This window comes from Bartonella sp. MR90HLJMH (assembly GCF_042194115.1).
GTDB lineage: Bacteria > Pseudomonadota > Alphaproteobacteria > Rhizobiales > Rhizobiaceae > Bartonella > Bartonella grahamii.
In genome coordinates this window covers 20,133-40,071 of sequence record NZ_JBHIMM010000008.1, presented here as the reverse complement: position 1 = coordinate 40,071, position 19,939 = coordinate 20,133, and the positions used below count along the sequence as shown (strand labels likewise).

Here is a 19,939-nt window from a genome sequence, read left to right as displayed (position 1 = left end):
AGGAACACAAGAATGATTGAAAATTTAGCATTGCTATCATTTAGCAATGGTGGATGGGGAGCGGTTATACTTTCTAGTGCAGGAATGACATTGTCATTGGCATTATGTTGTGGACTTCTAGGACTTCCTCTAGGTCTTCTAAATGCAGTGATGATTCGATCCAATATTAAGATGGCCAAAGCGATGGCACGCCTCTTTTCAACGGTATTTCGTGGACTACCAGAGCTTTTAACTTTGTTTTTAGTTTACTACGGGTTACAAAGCCTTATTCAAAATGTCTTGGACTATTTTAATTTTGAAATCATGTTCAGTATCAATGCTTTTGTTGCTGGTGTTCTTGCGCTTAGTATGGTTCTTGCAGCTTTTTCTTGTGAAGTTTGGCTTGGAGCATTTAATATTTTTGATAAAGGCCAATATGAAGCGGCTAAAGCTTTAGGCCTTTCACGGTCAACCACATTTTTTCGTATTGTCTTCCCTCAGCTCATCCGAAATGCCTTGCCAGGACTTTCTAATAATTGGCTTACTTTACTGAAAGATACATCCCTTGTTTCAACCATCGCACTTGTTGACCTCATGCGACAAACGAACTTAGCTGTCGCTGCTACCAATAAACCCATGCTATTTTATCTTGTAGCATGCTTACTCTATTTGTTATTTTCAGCGGTTTTTACTGCAATCTTACGCCATTTGGAAACATACACTCAAATAGGCGATAAAAAGGTGCTACGTCAATGATTCCTGAGTGGCTTTATTTCCTTTTCAATCCTGATCTTTTAAGCCATTATGGACCAAAATTTATTAATGGCTTTATTGTTACTGTTGAGCTTGTTTCTATTTCTTGTTCTCTTGGTTTTTTTCTTGGTATGCTTATCGCTTTTGCACGTTTATCAAAAAATACATTTTTACAGTATTGTGCAAATGCTTATGTCTATTTTTTCCGTGGCTCTCCTTTATTAGTTCAACTCTTCCTTTTTTATTATGGACTTGGTTCAATGAATGACTTCTGGCAGCAGGTTGGTTTGTGGTGGTTTTTTAAAAACGCGTGGTATTGTTGTCTTTTTATTTTTACTCTCAATTCTGCTGCCTATCAATCTGAGATCTTTAAAGGAAGTTTTCTATCCGTAACAACTGGGCAACGTGAAGCATCAAAAGCTTTAGGTCTAAGCAACTCTGTCACATTTTTTAGAGTTATTCTTCCACAAGCAATGATTGTAGCATTACGCCCCCTAGGAAATGAGTTGACTTTAATGATTAAATCCAGTGCTCTTGCCTCACTTATTACTGTTTATGATTTAATGGGGGTTGCTAAACTCACTTATTCACGGACTTTCGATTTTCAAGTTTACGTTTGGGCTGCTCTTATCTATCTCTTTATCGTTGAACTCATTCATCGTTTTATTGTTTTTATCGAACAGCGCCTCACTCGATATTTACGGTAAATAAAATGATCATAAAAAACTTTACAAACAAAAATGTTGAATTAATCAAGTTATTCATCAATGAAAGAATAAAATAAGATGAATTTGAAAAATAATAAATCGATCTCTCCCTGTAAAAACCCTGTGATCTCTATTCGAAATCTAAATAAATGGTATGGAAACTTTCAGGTCCTACATGATATCAACTTTAATGTTCAAGCTGGTGAACATATCGTTATTTGTGGACCATCGGGATCAGGAAAATCAACGTTAATCCGTTGTATTAATCAATTAGAACAAGCACAAAAGGGTTCAATCTGTATCCATAATGTTGATATCCATACCGCTCCTATACAACAGCAAAAAAATGTTCTTCGTAAGATAGGAATGGTCTTTCAGAACTTTAATTTATTTCCCCACATGAGCGTTATACAAAATTGTATTTTAGCACCTATGACAGTTCAAGGACTTTCCAAACAACAAGCACAAGAACGGGCAATTCGCTACTTAACGCATGTTGGTATTGAAAAACACTGTGAAAAATATCCTTTACAACTTTCTGGTGGGCAACAGCAACGTGTTGCAATTGCCCGTGCACTTTGTATGGAACCTGAAGTCATGCTTTTTGATGAACCAACCTCTGCTCTTGATCCAGAAAGTGTGGGAGAAGTTTTAGACGTGATGGCTCGATTGGCCGATACAGGGATCGCAATGCTTTGTGTTACCCATGAAATGGGCTTCGCACGTAAAGTCTCAGAAAGAATACTCTTTCTAGAAAATGGAAAAATTGTTGAAGATACAGCCTCTGAAGAATTTTTTACTAATCCTAAAAGCCAACGTGCTTGTAATTTTCTTGCTAAAATTAAATATTAATCATTAACATATTGCTTTATTTATACAATTTTATTCCTGCTTTTTAAAAGAGTGATAATTATTTGTGCGCTAACAACCCCCGATGGTACTTCAGTTTTCATTTTCTGTTCTACCATCTCAAAGGCATCGAGTTGTGCCTGTCGTATTAAAGGATTAAACAAAAGTTGTTCTACTTGTCTTGCTAACATACCTGGGCGTAAAAATTCATCAAAATATTCCGGTACAATAGGCTTATCAGAAATAATATTGGGAAGAGCTGCACTCCATAAAATTATTTTAGGGAAAATAAAGAATTTAGAAAAACGATCAAGTTTATAGCAAAGGACTGTTGGAATTTTAGCTAATGCTAATTCAAGTGAAACCGTTCCAGATGCTGCAAGTGCAACATCTGCTTGTGCAAAAGCACGCCATTTTGCATCTTCACCAACTATAATTTCCACTTTGCTTTTCCAGCCTTGTACAAAATCACGAATTTTATCCGCTAAACGTGGTAATGTTGGTAAAATAATACGTAAATGAGGAATCCGTTGTACAAGAATCTCTACTGTTTCTCGAAAAATAGGCATTAAAGAACGAATTTCTAAATTGCGTGATCCTGGCAAAATAACTAATGTAGGCGATGATGTTTGTGTATCGCTCAAATTTCTTTGTTCTAATTGGCATTTTTTTTCTGACTGAACTATCAAAAGGGGAGGATATGTCAAAAGACGATGTCCAACATAAGTCGTGGGAGGACCACCCAAATCTTGCATAATCTTTTCTTCAAAAGGAAAAACCGCTAAAACATGGTCAACAAACTTGCGCATAGCTTTAGCGCGCTCTGGACGCCATGCCCAAACGGTTGGTGCAACATATTTAATGATAGGAATAGAAGGCGCTAAAACGCGCACCTTTTTTGCAACACGATGCGTGAAATCAGGACTATCAATAATAATGAGGCAATCAGGTTGTTCTTGTGCAATAAATTTGGATAAATTGCGAATATGTAGCAACAATAATGGTAGTTTTTTCAACACCTCCTTTAAACCTATTAAAGCAATATCATGGGAATCAAAAAAGCTTTTTAAACCTAATGCCTTTAAATGCCTCCCCCCAACACCAATCAAATGAATATTGCATCCTGTTTGTTGTGATAAACAAGAAATTAAATCGGACGCAAGTAAATCACCAGATTCCTCCCCTGAAACCACAGCAATCTTTAAGAAACAATTATTCATGAGCAAACTTTTCAAATGTCTCTATAAATAGAGAATATTTATTGGCTTTTTCTATTGTTGTTTTCACCGATAATATTAGACTTCTATTTGCCTCCACTGCAACACCAGATAAACCACTTTTTGCAATATTCATTATTGTCGCGGGCCCAATTGATGGTAAATCAACGCGATTATCCTGTTGTGGTTTTGCACATTTTACAAGAACGCCACCTTTAAGGGGAATTTGCCCTCTTTCTCGCATTTCACAAACACGCCATAACATATTATCAGTTCCCTCAGCGCCCTCCAGTGCAACCACCCTTCCTTGGACAACAACAACGGCTTGCCCGATATCTAATTGACCTAAAAGCTTTGCTGCTTCTGCTGCTAAAAAAATATCTTTTTTCTCTTTTTGCGTAGCACGCCGCACTGTTAAATCAAACTCTATAGGAGCTAAAAGATCTGCGACTATCTCGTGAGCACCAACAACACGAAAACCATACGTTTCAATAATCCGTATAAAAGCTTTTAATAACGCATCATCCCCTCTCTTCAAAGCTCCGATTAACTTAGGAAGAGCTAAAAATGTTGTCCAGTCCAGTCGCAATTGCTTAAGAAGTGGGCGCTTTTTCACACCACCTGCCAAAACAACATTATAAACTCTAGCCTCTTTTAAGATTTTAATGAGTCGCGCTAACTCTACAATTGATAGCTCGCAATGCTCATAGCGAGAAAGAACAGAATCTGCCTCACCACGCAAAAGCACAAGAAAAGGATTCTCTCCATTCTTCTCAAGAGCCTGCGCAACAGTAATCGGCAGAACACCATTTCCTGCTATAATAGCAGTACGGCCGGAAAGAAAACCTCTGGCTCCCCAAATAGGCATTTTTAATCCTTATATTCTTTTATTCTATCACCTTCAAATTTTGGTGTACAATAAAAACGTTTTCCTTCTTCCTTAATAAAATTAACTATATCAAGAACAGACTGAGAAGAAGAATAGAAAGAAGCAACATCACTGACACGCTCTTTAAATGGTTTGCTATGATCAAAAAGCATGGCAACCGCATGACGGAGTGCATGAATATCTTGACGCTCAAGTCCTGCACGCTTCATGCCAATAATATTGAGGCCAGCAAGTTTTGCCTGTACCCCAACAGCTGTTCCATAGGGAATGAGATCACCAACCAATGCCGATACACCACCAATAAATGCATGATGCCCAACACGAACAAATTGATGCACAGCAGCACCCCCACCAATAATCACATAATCACCAATAATAACATGACCAGCTATCATCGCATTATTTGCGAATGTTACATGATTCCCTACATGACAATCATGAGCGATATGCGCATAACAAAAAAATTGGCAATTATCACCAACAACTGTCATTCCTACACTCGAATCGGAACCCCTATGCATTGTTACGCCTTCACGAATCGTACAGTTTTTACCAATCGAAAGAGTCGTAGCCTCTCCCTTATGTTTATTATTTTGCGGATCTCCCCCCAAAACTGCATGAGAAAATACTTTACTCTTGGCTCCTAACGTTGTCTTCCCCATTATCACAACATGACTCATCAAACTGCATCCATCACCAATAACAGCATCTGAACTAATATGACAAAACGGTCCAACTTGTACATTCTCACCAAGCTGCGCTCCCTTCTCCACAAGAGCAGTTGGATGGATTTTTGTACCGGACATTTTTAAATTCCCATCAAATATCGTTTATTCTTCTTCGACAATCATCGCAGCAATTTCTGCTTCAGCGACGCGGACATCTTCTACTTTTGCAACGCACGAAAAACGTCTCATACCAGATCTTTTTTTCAAAAGCTGAACATGAATCTTGAGCTGATCACCAGGCATAACCGGCTTACGAAATTTCGCATTATCAACCGTCATAAGGTAAACTAAATTTGTTTGCTTATTGCCTAAATTTAAAAGTGCTATTGCTCCTGCCGTTTGTGCCATAGCTTCTAAAATCAAAACTCCAGGCATAACAGGCTTTGCGGGAAAATGTCCCGTAAAATGCGGCTCATTAATCGTTATATTTTTAATACCAATAGCTCCTTGTTCACCATCAATATCAACTATACGATCGATTAATAAAAACGGATAACGGTGCGGTAATATTGATAATAGTTTTTCAATATCGACAGCCTCTAAGTTTTTAGTCTTTTCACTGCTGATCATATCAGCGTTTCTCCTTTTTAACTTTTCCCATACTGCGCAACGTCGCTACTTCACGAAACCATTGTTTAAATGGTCGCGCTGGACTACCTCCCCATTTTTCGCCATCCGGAATGTCATTCATAACACCACTACGAGCAGCAATCTGAACACATTTACCTATTATGATGTGATCGGCTACTCCAACACCCCCGCCAAGCTGAGACATATCCCCTATCGATGTACTTCCCGCAATGCCACATTGAGCAGCAATAAGACAATAGCGGCCAATTTTTACATTGTGGGCAATTTGTACAAGATTATCAATCTTGCTTCCTTCACCAATAACAGTATCTTGAAATGTCCCACGATCAATTGTCGTGTTCGCACCAACTTCTACACCATCCTCAATAATAACGCGACCAAGCTGTGGAATTTTCTCGATTCCAGAAACGCCCCCAACATAACCAAAACCATCTTGCCCAATACAAACACCAGGATAAAGCTGAACCTTATCACCTATTATAGAACACTGAACTGTTACCTTAGGAGCAATATAGCAGTCACATCCAATACGGCAATTTTCACCGATAACAGCTGTGGATGAAATGAGAGTTCCTGCACCAATCTCAACATTTCTACCAATAACAGCTCCCGCTTCAATACACACATCATGTGCCAACTTAGCCGTTGGATGAATATGCGCATGCGATGAAATCCCCTTCGATCCTAACCAAGGCATTGGCTTGACAGAATCTGGAAACAAAATACGACCAATCTGAGCAAAGTCACGCTGTGGTGTGGATGTTACCAAAATTGCCATAGTTTCGGGAACTTTAAAAACAATCTCATTCGTACAAAAAACAGCAACAGCGGAACTGTCCAGTAAAGCATCAGAAAACTTCCGATGCTCTACAAAAACAAGAGAACCTTCCACAGCACTCTCAAGTGAAGAAAGAGTATTGATAACTTTATGAGAAAACTCTGGATTAAGAAGCTTTGCACCCGTCAACTCAGCAACATTTGCAACTGTCAATTGCCGGGACGGCGTAAAAAAAAATGTATCCGCCATCAAAACACTTTCTCTCCCAGCTTAAGCTATTCTCTTCAAGTTTTTCCTTCTTAAAATCACTCAAATCAGAACTTCGTAGAAATACCAAAATTCAATTGTTGCAAACGATCACCTTCCTGCTTCGTTATTGGCCAAGCATAATCAAAACGCAAAGGACCAAACGGAGAATCCCACATCAAACTCACACCTGCAGATGAACGCCAAGCACTTTTGGTATTGGTAACAGACGGTTCACCCTTAAAAACGGCTTTATAATTATTGCCATAAAGCGTGGCAATATCCGCAAATAAAGCACCGCGCAACCCGAACCCTTCAGGCACAACAGGGATAGGAAACTGTACTTCAGCAGTCGCATTCATATATGTTGTTCCCCCCAAGAAATAAACCTCACCCTTACTGGAAACCTGACGCGGACCTATTCCATTATATTTGAACCCTCGAATCATATCAGTATTCGCTTTAAACATATCGAAAATACGAACACCATCTCGGCCCATTCCGTGGATATAACCACCCCCAAAGGAAAGCAAACCAACAATATCCTTCTGGTCAGAAAGAGTCTTGTACATCATCGCCTTACCCGTGGTCTTCAAGAACTTTGCACTTCCACCAAGCCCTGCATATTCCTGAAGAAGATGCACGTACCATCCATCATGGGGGGATCTCATATCATCAATCGTATTATAGGTGAAACCATAACTAATTGATGAACGTTTCCAAGGGCTTTGTTTTGCAGCTTGAACAATCGCACCAGAATATTTCCCATATAATTCTATTACGTCACTCTCTTTGTCAAAATCGTACTCTCCGCCAAAATCATATTCTTCCTGTACATAAGAATAAGCTACATTAGCAGATAATTGATTATTAATAGGTAATGAAAACCGTAGCGATCCACCTGTCTGTCGTACATCATAGGCCTTATCAGCACGGTAAGTACTACGAAAAACATCAACGCCAGCAGATAAACGATACCCTAAGAAATAAGGATCAACAAATGATAAATTATAATTACGAGATTTTTCTTGCCCCGCACCTAATCCTAAACGAACATATTGACCACGTCCCCCAAGATTACGTTCGGTAACAGAAACTTCAAGTGACATACCAGGACTTGTTCCCCCTGTTGTATATCCTCCAGAAAGAGAGAGATCTCCTGTTGAAGCTTCAACGACATCTATTACCAAAATAACTTGGTCAGATTGATCTGTGGGCACCATTGAAATATTAACGGCTTTGAAGAAACCTAAACTTTCTAGACGACGTTTTGCCCGCTGTAATAAAGTTTGATTGTAAGCATCCCCTTCGTTTAAATCAATCTCACGGCGAATGACGTAATCACGCGTTTTCTCATTGCCACGTATATCAATACGCTGAATATAAGCACGTGTACCCTGTTCAATATTATATAAAATTGAAATTGTATGATTTGCTAAATTACGATTTCCCCGCGGCTCAACTTTAGCAAAAGCATATCCCGAATCAGCAACCTTATTATTAATAATTGCAACAGACTGTTCAATATCTTCTGCGCTATAAACATCACCTGGCTGGGTTTTAAGCACCCTTTTCACAGATTGAACGTCAATTCCATCAACATCACTTTCAACCTGAATATCACTAATTTTATAGCGCACACCCTCATCAAGAACGAAAGAAATTTTATATGTATTGCTTGCTGCATCAAAAGTCGCTTTAGAAGAGACTACACGAAAATCTGCATAACCACGATTATAATAAAAGCGACGTAAAGCTTCTTCATCAGCAGCGAGACGCTCTTCACTGTAAACATCACCTCCCAATAACTTCGAAAAAATTCCTGAAGTTTTTGTTGAAATCACATCACGCAAACGACGACTTCCAAAGACACTATTCCCCTTAAAAGTGATATCACCAATCTTTGTTTTTTGCCCTTCAACAACATTAAATACTACATTAACCCGCCCTTTTCCAAGGTTAATCGTTTGAACGTTGACAGTGATATTATTACGACCAAGAGTTTTATAAGCTTCACGAATTGTATTTATATCAGCAGAAAGCTTAGCAGAATTAAAAGGCTCATTCGGTTTTAAAGAAATAAACCGCTTAAGATCTGGGTCTTTAAAAGATTTATTTCCCTGAAACAATATCTGATTGACAACCTCATATTCTTTTACGAATACAACCAATTTATCACCTACCGGATTTATTTTAACATCATAAAATAAACCCAATTCGAAAAGATTCTTCACAGCATTATCAACATCAGCACTGGAAACCCCTTGTCCAGCCTTAATCCCCATATTGTCTCGAATCGCCTGAGAACTTACAAACTTATTCCCACGAACCTCAATAGAACGGACTACAGACGCTTGCATTTCTCCAACCGCAGCAATTGACATAAAAACCGTTGCTGGGGCAATCATCCCCATCTTTAACACCAATACAGATGCTGCATTTAAAAACTTTGAATTTGTAGTCATTGGCTTTTTTACCTTACTCTTGTTCCTTGGACATGATGCCTTAAAAAGCTAACTGCCATAACAACCTTTTTACAGCGAGACTTTTCATTCCTTAATTACTCATTATAATGTACGACGCCACAACATTTTGCAGACATGGTAAACAACCTTCAATTTGTTTTCGCTATTATTACTCAATTTATAAAGCGTTTTCCATAATTTAATTAGCTAAACCAACAAAAATAATCATTAAAAAAGACAAAGATCATAAAAAGGAGAAGAATGGAAAAACCTAAACGAAAAATAATTCCCTGAATTTTAGCAGATATTTTCCTCCTAGTAATGACCTCAATGACATGCAATAAAAGATGCCCACCATCAAGCGGTAGAATCGGAAAAAGGTTAATAAGCCCAACACTTATTGAAAGAAAAGCTGCCAAATTCAACAAAGAAACAAAACCTGTCTCGCTCACTTTCCAAGCAATTTTAACGGTTTTAGAAGGTCCACTTAGCCGACAACGGTCCTCTTTTCCTCCTATTAAACGACTCATAAAAAGAACGGTTTGAGTGACGATAAACACAGTACGATCTGACGCTTCTCTTACAGCTGTTACAAAACCATAGCGAATATGTTTTATATAAGTTGGATCTAAATGTGCAGGATTATTTAAATCAATAGGAACACCTACACCTATCATAGCACTTCGTGTTCGATTACCAAATCCATCATCTCGCTCAACGATTTCCGGGGTAATCACCGTTGTAAAGAATCGCCCCATGCGTTCTATTTTAAACTCTATGGGTTCTCTTCCGTGAAAAGCTACATAATTCATCAAATCTTCAAAACTTTCAACCCGTCGTCCATCCATTTCAACAAAACGATCACCTAACTCCAAACCGGACTGAAGAGCAGGGCTATCTTTTACCAAAGAACCAACAACGGGCTCAATGGCTACACGACCATAGATAAAGAAAAAAAATGTTAGAATAACAACAGTAAAAAGGGCATTGAAAAAAGGACCGGCAAAAACAGTTGCTGCTTTTTTCCAAGCATGCGCACTAGCAAATGAACCATCAACAATCAGAGATGATTGGGATGATACCATATCGATTTTTTCCTCATCCCCAACAAACTTTACATACCCTCCTACGGGGATAAGTGCTAAGCGCCACTTCGTGCCATGCTTATCTGTATAACTCGCTATTTCTGGCCCAAATCCAAGCGAAAAAACTAACGCCTTAATACCACACCACCGACCAATGAGATAATGCCCAAATTCGTGCACAAAAATGATAATCATAATGATGAAAAGAATACTCAAACTTCTTAAAAGAAAATCACCCATAGTGACGATATAATTTAAAAGTCCCAAACTACCTTCTCCCAATTAGATCATACTAAAAAGATTAAAAGGTGCATCCATATCAGACATAAATGAACCAATTAAATAAAGAAGAAAAGCTGCCCCTACCAATCCATCTATACGATCCATAAAACCACCATGTCCAGGCAATAAAGAACTAGAATCTTTAACAGAAAACCGTCTTTTGAGCCATGATTGCCCTAAATCACTCAATTGTGAAACAATTGACAAAACAAGTGTAAGAAGTGGCACAAAAAAACTTGCTAAATTTATATCAAAAAATCCAAAAGAAACCCATATACCACCGAAAACTCCGACAAATGTACCACCAAGTGCTCCTGACCATGTTTTATTAGGAGAAAATTGTGGTGCTAATTTAGGTCCCCCTAATGCACGTCCGATAAAATACCCACCAATATCTGTTCCCCACACTATCGTAAATAAGAAAATAACAACTTGGAACCCCAACATTTCATGATCCCGTAGAAAGCATAAAGCAACAACAGGAAAAGATGCATATAAAAAACCACAAAAAACCCAACCACTCTTTTTTATAGATATAATAGCCAACACCGCAGCCAAAACGATTAAAACACAAAAAATCAATGAAGCAGATACACTCAACACTAAAAAAAAGCCAAAGATCAAATAAAAGGTACTTGCTAATATTTTTTGTAAAATACACCATTTCTCTTTAGTAATACTCATCCACTCATAAAGAACAAAACCGCCAATACACCATACAAATAAAAAAAAGAAGATTCCTCCCAACCATGTTAGATACAACGCAATAACGCCAAACACAAAAGCTGTCAGAACACGATAAACCAAATTAGACAAAACAACATCCAAACAATAAAAATAGAAAATACAAGCTCTAAAATTGACGCAAGAAAAACTTCCCTACGCAGTATTTTTATTTCATACTTGTATAAATTTCTCTTATAATTTATCATAAATAATTCAGTCTACAAAGATAGCGCTTTTGAGACCAATAATCAATGAAACCAACTTCAAAAATCTCCGTCAGGATTAATCCTAAAATATTTTTTTTAATATTTTCTCAAATATAAAATGAAAAAGCAGCTATCTATCTCCCATATGAATTAACTAATATAGCTTTCGTATAACAACACTTCTCTATCAACTATTCGTCATTGAAAAACGAATTACGCCACATAACATCTGCTTGATCGATTATACTCACATGTTTTATAATGGGAAAATAAGAGAAAGGTTAGGCTTATTTTTTGCGTTATATTCTTTCCCCAACCCTCATCTTAGAATATTTGAATAATTTCTAATAATACTTTCATTATGTAGTTTAACAAAGACATGCTAAACTAAAAGCCCTCACCATGCTGCTCAATAGTGTCTTCCTGCAAAGAGCTTGATTTACCATGCAGATTAAAAAATAAAAACATCTGCCCTTTCAAATCAATCCCTCCCATATCAAGATGATAAAACGATAAAATACCTTCCTGCATCACACCTTGCTATCACAGAGCACTCTACTTCCTACTATTATCCATAGAAACAATTTACAGGCTGGAAGTATAACATCTTTCTCTAGCGACAAAACCGTCTTAAACGTGCATAATTTCAGATTCTTTTACGGCTAAAATTTTATCAATATCAGCAATCGTTTCATCTGTGAGTTTTTGAACTTTTTCAGACAAACTATGGGCTTCATCTTGTCCAATTTCACCATCTTTTTCTAACTTTTTCAAATTGTCCATACCATCCCGACGAACATGACGTGTAGCAACACGCGCTTGCTCTGCATAGTGATGTGCAATTTTTACAAGTTCTTTACGGCGCTCTTCATTCAACTCAGGCAAAGGAATACGTAAATTCGTACCATCAGTTATGGGATTTAAACCAAGACCAGAATCGCGAATAGCGCGCTCTACAGCTCCTACCATCGTTTTATCCCATACAGAAACAGAAAGCATCCGAGGTTCGGGAACAGAAATATTAGCAACCTGATTTATGTGCACAACAGAACCATAAGATTCAACGGTCAACGGTTCTAATAAACTGGCCGATGCACGTCCAGTCCGCAAACCACCTAATTCATGTTTAAAAGCCGCAATAGCACCATCCATGCGACGTTTCAGATCATCCATAATTGATGTAACATTCATATTTCTGTCTCCTTCAATTGTCCTTTGAAGCTTACCCTTATTCCGATACTATTGTAAAGCGTCCTGTTCCATTCAAGACCTTAGCCAAACCGCCTTTTTCATGAATGGAATACACAATAATCGGTACATTGTTCTCACGTGCTAAAGTGACCGCCGTTGAATCCATAACAGATAACCCCCATTGTAAAACTTCAACATGTGTTAATTGGTCAAAACGCTTAGCCGTAGGGTCTATCTTTGGATCTGCTGAATAAATACCATCAACTTGTGTTCCTTTAAGAAGGACATCCGCACCAATCTCTGCTGCACGTAAAGTAGCAGCAGAATCAGTGGTAAAAAATGGGTTTCCTGTACCACCCGCAAAAATAACAACTTTTCCCTGATTCATATAAGCTATTGCTTTACGTTGCGAGAAACTTTCACAAATTTGTGGCATAGCAATCGCAGAGAGTACAACAGTTTCAACCCCTAATTTTGTCAAAGATGTTCGCAATGCTAAAGAGTTAATAGCAGTTGCAAGCATTCCCATATGATCCCCTGTCACTCGGTCCCCACCACGCGAAGCAACAGCAACGCCACGAAAAATATTTCCCCCACCGATAACAACCGCAACTTCTACCCCCATTGTGCGCACTTCTGCAATATCAGCGGCAATACGGTCTACAACAGAAACATCAATGCCAAAACTCTGCCCCCCCATAAGAGCTTCACCAGAAGCCTTTAAAAGAATACGTTTATACGGAAGTGCTAATGCCATTAATAATCTCCCCAAAAGCACATTGACTTTTTGCTTTTGACATCACGAAGGGCACCACTTTTTTCACGTGACGCCCTCTCAACAATTACATTGCTCCCATCAGAGATTCTACAACCAACGATATGATTTTAAATCTCTGATCAAGAGTTTGCAATAACTAGCCTTTTACAGCAGCAGCAACCTCTGCAGCAAAATCAGACTCCTCTTTTTCCACACCTTCACCCAATGCAAAACGAATAAAGCCTGTAATTTTTGCTGGTGCGCCAATTGATTTTTCAGCATCCTTTAAAGCTGCCTCAACAGTCATATCAGGATTCATAACGAAAGCTTGAGAAAGCAAAACAACCTCTTCAAAAAACTTACGCATACGTCCTTCTACCATTTTTTCAATGATATTTTCAGGCTTTCCAGACTGACGTGCTTGATCTGAAAAAATTGCTTTTTCACGTTCAACAGCAGCAGCATCAACATCTTGTGCTGTAAGCGCTAAGGGATTGGTTGCTGCAATATGCATCGCAACCTGCCGACCAAAAGCAAGAGCAGCCCCTTTATTTCCTGTTGTTTCAATCGCAACCAAAACACCAAGCTTACCAAGACCATCAGCTACACTATTGTGTATATAAGTCGCAACAACACCATTCTCAACAGACAATTTAGCGGAACGACGAAATGTCATATTTTCGCCAATTGTACCAATTGCATCTTTAATCGTAAGCTCTACAGTCTTCTCAGAACCTGGATAAAGAGAAACAGAAACAGATTCAACATCACCTGGCGTATCTAAAGCAGCAGTTGCTACATTGCGCACGATATCTTGGAATCCGGCATTGCGTGCAACAAAATCTGTTTCAGAATTAATCTCAACCAAAACCGCATTTAAATCTTTTGATACGACTCCGATTAATCCTTCAGCCGCTGTACGACCGGCCTTTTTATCTGCTTTAGCTATTCCTTTTTTACGAAGCCAATCAACAGCAGCTTCCATATCACCACTGGTTTCAGCTAGAGCGGCTTTACAGTCCATCATACCAGCGCCAGATAGTTCTCGAAGTTCTTTTACTTGTGCAGCAGTAATGCTCATATTTGCCTCTTTATTTTGTAATAGTGAAAGCGTGCAAAACCCCTCTGCACGCCTATAACTTCTTCTTTAGACAATAAAAGTACCTTAATTAGGCGTTTTATATTATTCAGAAACTTCTGCAACCGCATTTTCTTCCAAAATAGGCTCCACAGGCGCATCAACTTGAGCTCCTAAATCGATACCCATTGCTCCTTGCTGGCGTGCAATACCATCAAGGGCGGCACGAGCAAAAAGATCGCAATAAAGAGAAATTGCACGTGAAGCATCATCATTACCTGGTATCGGATGCGTTACATCATCAGGATCGCAATTTGTATCAATAATAGCAATAACAGGAATGCCTAAACGTTTTGCTTCCTGAAGGGCAATATTTTCTTTATTCGTATCGATGACAAATATAAGATCTGGAACAGATCCCATATCTTTAATACCACCAAGCGCACGATTAAGCTTTTCACGGTCACGTTCAAGATTTAAACGTTCTTTTTTGGTAAAACCTTGCGCCTCAGCAGCAAGAATTTTGTCAAGCTTTCGCAAACGATGTATCGAATTGGAAATCGTTTTCCAGTTTGTGAGCATGCCGCCAAGCCAGCGTGCATTAACGTAATACTGGGCAGAACGATTCGCCGCATCAGCGATAATGTCAGATGCTTGCCGTTTCGTACCAACAAAGAGAATACGACCACCACGCGCAACAGTATCTGAAACAAGTTTAAGCGCTTGGTGTAAAAGCGGAACGGTCTGAGCAAGGTCAATAATATGGATATTATTACGCTGACCATAAATATAGGGAGTCATTTTGGGATTCCAACGATGAGTCTGGTGACCAAAATGAACACCTGCTTCTAAAAGCTGGTGCATAGTAAAATCGGGTAGTGCCATAAATCTTATCCTTTCCGGTTCAACCTCCGCGGAAAAAGCAGGAAAACCTACTACCGGCGGATGCTTGCTAGAATTTTCTCACAAATTATTTGCAAACACCCAAACTCCGCGTGTGGAATAGCGCAAACATACTAATATTTGATTCTTTTTCAAGTCATTTTCTTTAATCATTTAATATTTGCATTTTCACATTGATTAAGATCTTTTCCAAGTTCCAAGAATTCGAGACTGTTCAATTTTGCACGCACTGAAAAAGTTCCATAATCTATATGAAGATCACGCATGATACCATTCTCATTTAAGAGAAAACTGCTACGATAAACCGGCAAACCATCTTTATTTTCTCCATCATCAAAATAAGAAATTGTAACAGGCCAATATTCGTCTTCATCCAATTTTCTCACTTTTTCCGTTTTGCTATCAGATAAAAGCGCCTTCTTTTCCCCTATGATGATACTTTCTTTTATAACTTTATCTGCTTTATTTGTCCCATCAAATACAGTAGCATTGTAAAAATGATGCCCTGCTTTTGCATGGCGGATAATATTTTTTAGTTGCATCATTGGAAATTCAGCCATTGCAAGCTTATACTCTTTTTCCTTTGGCTTTTTTAAGGTAACTGTAATACCATCTTGAGTACGCTCCGCGACCCCCTCAGCACGATGCGCAACCTCTTCTCCCTCTTGATCTGTAATATTAAAACGAAATGTACGGCTATCTCCTGTTTCATAACTCGTCGTCTGTTGATCCGTTAAACGTACCGGCATATCTTCAATGTGAACACGACTAATAAAACGAAAACGTGTGCTATAGCCTTGGCATGCCGAACCAGTAAGCTCGTAAACCATTCGCCCTGACATCGCAGAAATTGTCATGTCATGAGAAACGCTATCGAGATGAAAATCATAAATTGCTCGATGAGGCACAATAAAAATAGGCTCTTCAGCTCTCGCTGTACATAAAAAAACAATATATAAAATTATTATAAATAATGATCTAATCATTCCCAAATTCCAAACTTTATCCCCGTTGCATAACATCATACAATAAGGCAAAAAAGGCTAATTTCTCAATTAACCACACATTTCCTTAAATCAAAAAATAGATTATACAATGAATGTATTATAGAGCAGCTATGGAGTTTAAATTATGACCAATATGATTGAAAAAAACTTAGAGAAATTCGGAATCACTCTTCCTGAAGTAATCTCCCCCCTTGCCAATTACATCACCACTTCACAAAGTGGCAATCAACTCTTTATTTCTGGACAACTCCCTCTTATTAATGGAAAACCAATAGCCATCGGTAAAGTTGGTGCAACTGTGAATACCGAACAAGCCCAAAAAGCATCCGAAGCTTGCGCTCTCAATATTCTCGCTCAACTCAAGGCAACTCTGGGTGACTTAAATAAAATAAAACGTGTGGTAAAAATTACTGTTTTTGTGGCTGTAGATTCTCATTTTACCGATATTCCTTTTGTTGCCAATGGAGCTTCTAATTTATTCGTCAATATTCTTGGTGAAATTGGAAAACACGCCCGTTCTGCTATTGGTGTTGCCTCTCTTCCTATGGATGTTCCTGTAGAAGTTGAAGCCATCATAGAAATCTAAGCCTTTATATAATACAGTGCACCATCCTAAATATAACTAAAGTCAAAATACTTCTTTGTCTTACACTCTGATAAAATTTGTATTTTTTCGTTTTTAATTAAAATCTTAAACTTACAATAAAAGGAAATATTTGTATGAAACAAGCTTATGATAATAACAATATTTTTGCTAAATTGATTCGCAATGAAATCCCTTCTGTTCGTGTCTACGAAGATGATGATGTTATTGGATTTATGGATATCATGCCACAGGCACCAGGTCATACGCTGGTCATTCCTAAAAAAGGCTCTAGAAACTTACTTGATGCAGATACTGAAACATTATTTCCTGTTATTAAAGCTGTTCAAAAAATTGCAAATGCCGTCAAAAAAGCCTTTCAAGCAGATGGCATAACTGTCATGCAATTTAATGAAGCAGCTAGTCAACAAACCGTTTATCACCTCCATTTCCATATTATACCACGTATGGAGGGAATAGAACTTACCCCTCATAATAATATAATAACGCCTACAGAAATACTTGAAGAGAATGCAAAGAAAATCCGTGCAGCCTTATAACACACTCTTAAGTTGTTGTGCTTTTTTTTCCTACACGTTTTTTTGTAAAATTTTCCATTTTACTTTTCTTTGAACTTGCAGATATATCGGAAGATGAAATTTCTAACTGTAAGCTTTCTTTTTTGCCATTTGATTTTTGTGTCAATACGCGAACAATGCCACCGTTGCGTAACTTTCCAAATAAAATTTCATCAGCTAATGGCTTTTTAATATATTCTTGTATAACACGCCCTAATGGGCGTGCTCCCATCTGAGAATCGTATCCCTTATTGGAAAGCCATAAAGTTGCAGAAGGGCTTAATTCAAAACAAATTCCCCTATCAGCTAATTGTGCTTCAAGCTGAAAAATAAATTTTTGCACTATCTGCTTGATGATTAAATGAGATAAAGGTGCAAACGGAATAATTGCATCTAACCGATTACGAAACTCTGGTGTAAATAACCGATTGATTGCTTCTATATCCTCACCATCACGATGTACCTTCCCAAATCCAATAGCTGATTTTGCCATATCTGAAGCACCAGCATTGGTTGTCATAATCAAAATAACATTGCGGAAATCAATTTTCTTACCATTATGATCTGTTAATCTACCATAATCCATTACCTGCAATAAAATATTAAATAACTCTGGATGTGCTTTCTCAATCTCATCTAGCAATAGGACTGCGTGAGGCTTCTGATCAACAGCATCTGTAAGAAGACCTCCTTGATCAAACCCTATATAACCTGGAGGAGCTCCGATTAAACGTGCTACCGTATGCCGTTCCATATATTCTGACATATCAAAACGCAATAATTCAATGCCTAAAGATGATGCAAGCTGTTTTGCAACTTCAGTTTTTCCTACACCTGTTGGTCCTGAAAATAAATAACTTCCTATTGGTTTATCCGGTTCGCGTAAACCTGCTCGCGCCAATTTTATGGATGAAACTAAGACGGAAATTGCCTGATCTTGCCCATAAACAACATGTTTGAGTTCTCTTTCAAGCTTACTCAATATCTTCTGATCATTCCGAGAAACTGTTTTTGGTGGAATTCTTGCAATTGTAGCAACAGTAGCCTCAATTTCTTTAACACCTATACTCTTCTTGCGTTGTTTTTGTGGCAAAAGCTTTTGCGCTGCGCCACTTTCATCAATAATATCAATTGCTTTGTCAGGTAACCTACGGTCAATTATATAACGTGAAGATAATTCTACGGATGCCTTCATCGCCTGATCTGTATATTTAATCTGATGAAAATCTTCAAAGTAAGGCTTCATCCCCTGCAAAATCTTAATCGCATCTGTAACAGAAGGTTCATTAATATCAATCTTCTGAAAACGACGCTCTAAAGCACGATCTTGTTCAAAGAATTTGCGATATTCTCTGTAAGTCGTCGAACCAATACATCGCATAGTTCCAGAAGATAATACAGGTTTTAAAAGATTTGCTGCATCCATATTTCCCCCTAATGTCGCTCCTGCTCCAATTAAGGTATGAATTTCATCAATAAATAAAATAGCATCTGGATACAGCTCAAACTCTTTAATAACTTGCTTTAAGCGTTCTTCAAAATCACCGCGATAACGTGTACCAGCAACAAGTCCCCCCATATCAAGAGAAAATATTGTTGCATTTGATAAAACTTCAGGCACTTGCCCATCAACAATGCGCTTTGCTAATCCCTCAATTATAGCGGTTTTCCCCACTCCAGGATCACCAACCAAAAGCGGATTGTTTTTTGACCTTCGACATAAAATCTGAATCATGCGTGAAATTTCTATTTCACGGCCAATTAATAAATCAATTTTTCCATTAAGTGCTTTACAATTGAGGTCAACACAATAATTCGTTAAAGCACTTGTTCCTCTTTCACCATTATCCGAAATCTGCTGATCTAATTGCTCTTCAAGTCCTTCAAGTAACATGGATAACCCATCATCACGTGTGATACCATGCGAAATAAAACGTACAGCATCATAGCGTGTCATTCCCATTTCTTGAAGAAAATATGCTGCATGGCTTTCACGTTCAGAAAAAATTGCAACAAGAACATTTGCCCCCGACACTTCATCTTTTCCAGCTGATTGTGCATGAATCACCGCACGTTGGATAACACGCTGGAAAAAAGCTGTAGGCTTTGTATCCTCATCAGCTCTAATCTGTTCATCTAACTCTGAGCGAAGATAATTGGTTAAGCGCTCTCGCAATTCCTCTACATCTACCTGGCAAGCCTGAATAACGGAATTTGCATCGGCATCATCTAATAGCGCAAGTAGAAGATGCTCTAATGTTGCGTATTCATGCCGTGCTTGAGTAGCAATTGTTAATGCACGATGCAAAACCTCTTCAAGACTAGGTGTAAAAGATGGCAT

20 protein-coding genes are annotated in these 19,939 nt (G+C 38.2%); 5 read left to right on the top strand and 15 right to left on the bottom strand.

The features are described 5' to 3' along the window. The first annotated feature begins 12 nt into the window (after positions 1–12). The 3 genes from ACFIJ9_RS06645 to ACFIJ9_RS06635 all read left to right on the top strand — a co-directional run bounded on the left by ACFIJ9_RS06645 (position 13) and on the right by ACFIJ9_RS06635 (position 2,291). Complete coding sequence (locus tag ACFIJ9_RS06645) at positions 13–735, top strand: ABC transporter permease (protein WP_375636283.1); 723 nt, start codon at positions 13–15, stop codon at positions 733–735. After that, positions 732–1,439, top strand: a complete 708-nt coding sequence (locus ACFIJ9_RS06640; protein ID WP_375636281.1) for an ABC transporter permease — start codon at positions 732–734, stop codon at positions 1,437–1,439. The genes ACFIJ9_RS06645 and ACFIJ9_RS06640 overlap by 4 nt, the downstream gene beginning before the upstream one ends. Positions 1,440–1,517: 78 nt before the next feature. After that, complete coding sequence (locus tag ACFIJ9_RS06635) at positions 1,518–2,291, top strand: amino acid ABC transporter ATP-binding protein (RefSeq protein WP_375636280.1); 774 nt, start codon at positions 1,518–1,520, stop codon at positions 2,289–2,291. Between the two features lie 20 nt (positions 2,292–2,311). Here the strand turns inward: ACFIJ9_RS06635 and lpxB are convergent, their stop codons facing one another. The 14 genes from lpxB to ACFIJ9_RS06565 all read right to left on the bottom strand — a co-directional run bounded on the left by lpxB (position 2,312) and on the right by ACFIJ9_RS06565 (position 16,416). Next, entirely contained in the window at positions 2,312–3,508 is a 1,197-nt protein-coding gene (gene lpxB / locus ACFIJ9_RS06630) for a lipid-A-disaccharide synthase (protein WP_375636278.1), read from the bottom strand. Next, positions 3,501–4,373: an LpxI family protein gene (locus ACFIJ9_RS06625; protein WP_375636276.1), complete on the bottom strand. Its 873-nt coding sequence runs from the start codon at positions 4,371–4,373 to the stop codon at positions 3,501–3,503. The genes lpxB and ACFIJ9_RS06625 overlap by 8 nt, the downstream gene beginning before the upstream one ends. A gap of 2 nt (positions 4,374–4,375) precedes the next feature. Continuing rightward, entirely contained in the window at positions 4,376–5,200 is an 825-nt protein-coding gene (lpxA, locus tag ACFIJ9_RS06620; protein ID WP_375636274.1) for an acyl-ACP--UDP-N-acetylglucosamine O-acyltransferase, read from the bottom strand. 24 nt (positions 5,201–5,224) lie between these two features. Next, positions 5,225–5,692, bottom strand: coding sequence for a 3-hydroxyacyl-ACP dehydratase FabZ (gene fabZ / locus ACFIJ9_RS06615; protein ID WP_375626256.1), 468 nt, complete (start codon positions 5,690–5,692; stop codon positions 5,225–5,227). A 1-nt stretch (position 5,693) separates the two neighbouring features. After that, positions 5,694–6,740: a UDP-3-O-(3-hydroxymyristoyl)glucosamine N-acyltransferase gene (gene lpxD / locus ACFIJ9_RS06610; protein WP_375636272.1), complete on the bottom strand. Its 1,047-nt coding sequence runs from the start codon at positions 6,738–6,740 to the stop codon at positions 5,694–5,696. Between the two features lie 65 nt (positions 6,741–6,805). Then, entirely contained in the window at positions 6,806–9,202 is a 2,397-nt protein-coding gene (gene bamA, locus ACFIJ9_RS06605) for an outer membrane protein assembly factor BamA (RefSeq protein ID WP_375636271.1), read from the bottom strand. A gap of 203 nt (positions 9,203–9,405) precedes the next feature. Beyond that, positions 9,406–10,554, bottom strand: coding sequence for an RIP metalloprotease (locus ACFIJ9_RS06600; RefSeq protein WP_375636269.1), 1,149 nt, complete (start codon positions 10,552–10,554; stop codon positions 9,406–9,408). A gap of 15 nt (positions 10,555–10,569) precedes the next feature. Beyond that, entirely contained in the window at positions 10,570–11,385 is an 816-nt protein-coding gene (locus ACFIJ9_RS06595; protein ID WP_375636267.1) for a phosphatidate cytidylyltransferase, read from the bottom strand. Positions 11,386–11,888: 503 nt separating this feature from the next. After that, positions 11,889–12,032, bottom strand: coding sequence for a hypothetical protein (locus ACFIJ9_RS06590; RefSeq protein ID WP_375636266.1), 144 nt, complete (start codon positions 12,030–12,032; stop codon positions 11,889–11,891). 99 nt (positions 12,033–12,131) lie between these two features. Then, positions 12,132–12,692, bottom strand: coding sequence for a ribosome recycling factor (gene frr, locus ACFIJ9_RS06585; protein ID WP_375636264.1), 561 nt, complete (start codon positions 12,690–12,692; stop codon positions 12,132–12,134). Positions 12,693–12,729: 37 nt separating this feature from the next. Next, positions 12,730–13,449, bottom strand: a complete 720-nt coding sequence (pyrH, locus tag ACFIJ9_RS06580) for a UMP kinase (RefSeq protein WP_375636262.1) — start codon at positions 13,447–13,449, stop codon at positions 12,730–12,732. 157 nt (positions 13,450–13,606) lie between these two features. After that, positions 13,607–14,530: a translation elongation factor Ts gene (gene tsf, locus ACFIJ9_RS06575; RefSeq protein ID WP_375636260.1), complete on the bottom strand. Its 924-nt coding sequence runs from the start codon at positions 14,528–14,530 to the stop codon at positions 13,607–13,609. Positions 14,531–14,632: 102 nt separating this feature from the next. Further along, positions 14,633–15,412 (bottom strand): 30S ribosomal protein S2, encoded by a 780-nt coding sequence (gene rpsB / locus ACFIJ9_RS06570; RefSeq protein WP_012755041.1) that lies wholly within the window; start codon positions 15,410–15,412, stop codon positions 14,633–14,635. A 167-nt stretch (positions 15,413–15,579) separates the two neighbouring features. Further along, positions 15,580–16,416 carry a cell envelope integrity EipB family protein gene (locus ACFIJ9_RS06565; protein ID WP_375636258.1) on the bottom strand — a complete coding sequence of 279 codons (837 nt, stop codon included), beginning with the start codon at positions 16,414–16,416 and terminating at the stop codon, positions 15,580–15,582. Positions 16,417–16,561: 145 nt separating this feature from the next. On the opposite strand from ACFIJ9_RS06565, the gene ACFIJ9_RS06560 reads away from it, so the two are divergent. Next, complete coding sequence (locus ACFIJ9_RS06560; protein WP_375607219.1) at positions 16,562–17,023, top strand: RidA family protein; 462 nt, start codon at positions 16,562–16,564, stop codon at positions 17,021–17,023. Between the two features lie 134 nt (positions 17,024–17,157). Beyond that, a complete protein-coding gene (locus ACFIJ9_RS06555) occupies positions 17,158–17,580 on the top strand; it encodes an HIT family protein (RefSeq protein ID WP_012755038.1) in 423 nt (140 codons plus the stop codon). A 7-nt stretch (positions 17,581–17,587) separates the two neighbouring features. On the opposite strand, the gene clpA is transcribed toward ACFIJ9_RS06555, so the two are convergent. Next, the gene (clpA, locus tag ACFIJ9_RS06550) at positions 17,588–19,939 is read right to left on the bottom strand and encodes an ATP-dependent Clp protease ATP-binding subunit ClpA (protein WP_375636256.1); all 2,352 of its coding nucleotides are present in this window, start codon (positions 19,937–19,939) and stop codon (positions 17,588–17,590) included.

What these genes read in the sequence shown, in the direction of transcription:
- ACFIJ9_RS06645 (WP_375636283.1), top strand. Translation starts at nt 13, where the DNA reads ATGATTGAAAATTTAGCATTGCTATCATTTAGCAATGGTGGATGGGGA.
- ACFIJ9_RS06640 (WP_375636281.1), top strand. Translation starts at nt 732, where the DNA reads ATGATTCCTGAGTGGCTTTATTTCCTTTTCAATCCTGATCTTTTAAGC.
- ACFIJ9_RS06635 (WP_375636280.1), top strand. Translation starts at nt 1,518, where the DNA reads ATGAATTTGAAAAATAATAAATCGATCTCTCCCTGTAAAAACCCTGTG.
- lpxB (WP_375636278.1), bottom strand. Translation starts at nt 3,508, where the DNA reads ATGAATAATTGTTTCTTAAAGATTGCTGTGGTTTCAGGGGAGGAATCT.
- ACFIJ9_RS06625 (WP_375636276.1), bottom strand. Translation starts at nt 4,373, where the DNA reads ATGCCTATTTGGGGAGCCAGAGGTTTTCTTTCCGGCCGTACTGCTATT.
- lpxA (WP_375636274.1), bottom strand. Translation starts at nt 5,200, where the DNA reads ATGTCCGGTACAAAAATCCATCCAACTGCTCTTGTGGAGAAGGGAGCG.
- fabZ (WP_375626256.1), bottom strand. Translation starts at nt 5,692, where the DNA reads ATGATCAGCAGTGAAAAGACTAAAAACTTAGAGGCTGTCGATATTGAA.
- lpxD (WP_375636272.1), bottom strand. Translation starts at nt 6,740, where the DNA reads ATGGCGGATACATTTTTTTTTACGCCGTCCCGGCAATTGACAGTTGCA.
- bamA (WP_375636271.1), bottom strand. Translation starts at nt 9,202, where the DNA reads ATGACTACAAATTCAAAGTTTTTAAATGCAGCATCTGTATTGGTGTTA.
- ACFIJ9_RS06590 (WP_375636266.1), bottom strand. Translation starts at nt 12,032, where the DNA reads ATGCAGGAAGGTATTTTATCGTTTTATCATCTTGATATGGGAGGGATT.
- frr (WP_375636264.1), bottom strand. Translation starts at nt 12,692, where the DNA reads ATGAATGTTACATCAATTATGGATGATCTGAAACGTCGCATGGATGGT.
- pyrH (WP_375636262.1), bottom strand. Translation starts at nt 13,449, where the DNA reads ATGGCATTAGCACTTCCGTATAAACGTATTCTTTTAAAGGCTTCTGGT.
- tsf (WP_375636260.1), bottom strand. Translation starts at nt 14,530, where the DNA reads ATGAGCATTACTGCTGCACAAGTAAAAGAACTTCGAGAACTATCTGGC.
- rpsB (WP_012755041.1), bottom strand. Translation starts at nt 15,412, where the DNA reads ATGGCACTACCCGATTTTACTATGCACCAGCTTTTAGAAGCAGGTGTT.
- ACFIJ9_RS06565 (WP_375636258.1), bottom strand. Translation starts at nt 16,416, where the DNA reads ATGATTAGATCATTATTTATAATAATTTTATATATTGTTTTTTTATGT.
- ACFIJ9_RS06560 (WP_375607219.1), top strand. Translation starts at nt 16,562, where the DNA reads ATGACCAATATGATTGAAAAAAACTTAGAGAAATTCGGAATCACTCTT.
- ACFIJ9_RS06555 (WP_012755038.1), top strand. Translation starts at nt 17,158, where the DNA reads ATGAAACAAGCTTATGATAATAACAATATTTTTGCTAAATTGATTCGC.
- clpA (WP_375636256.1), bottom strand. Translation starts at nt 19,939, where the DNA reads ATGCCATCTTTTACACCTAGTCTTGAAGAGGTTTTGCATCGTGCATTA.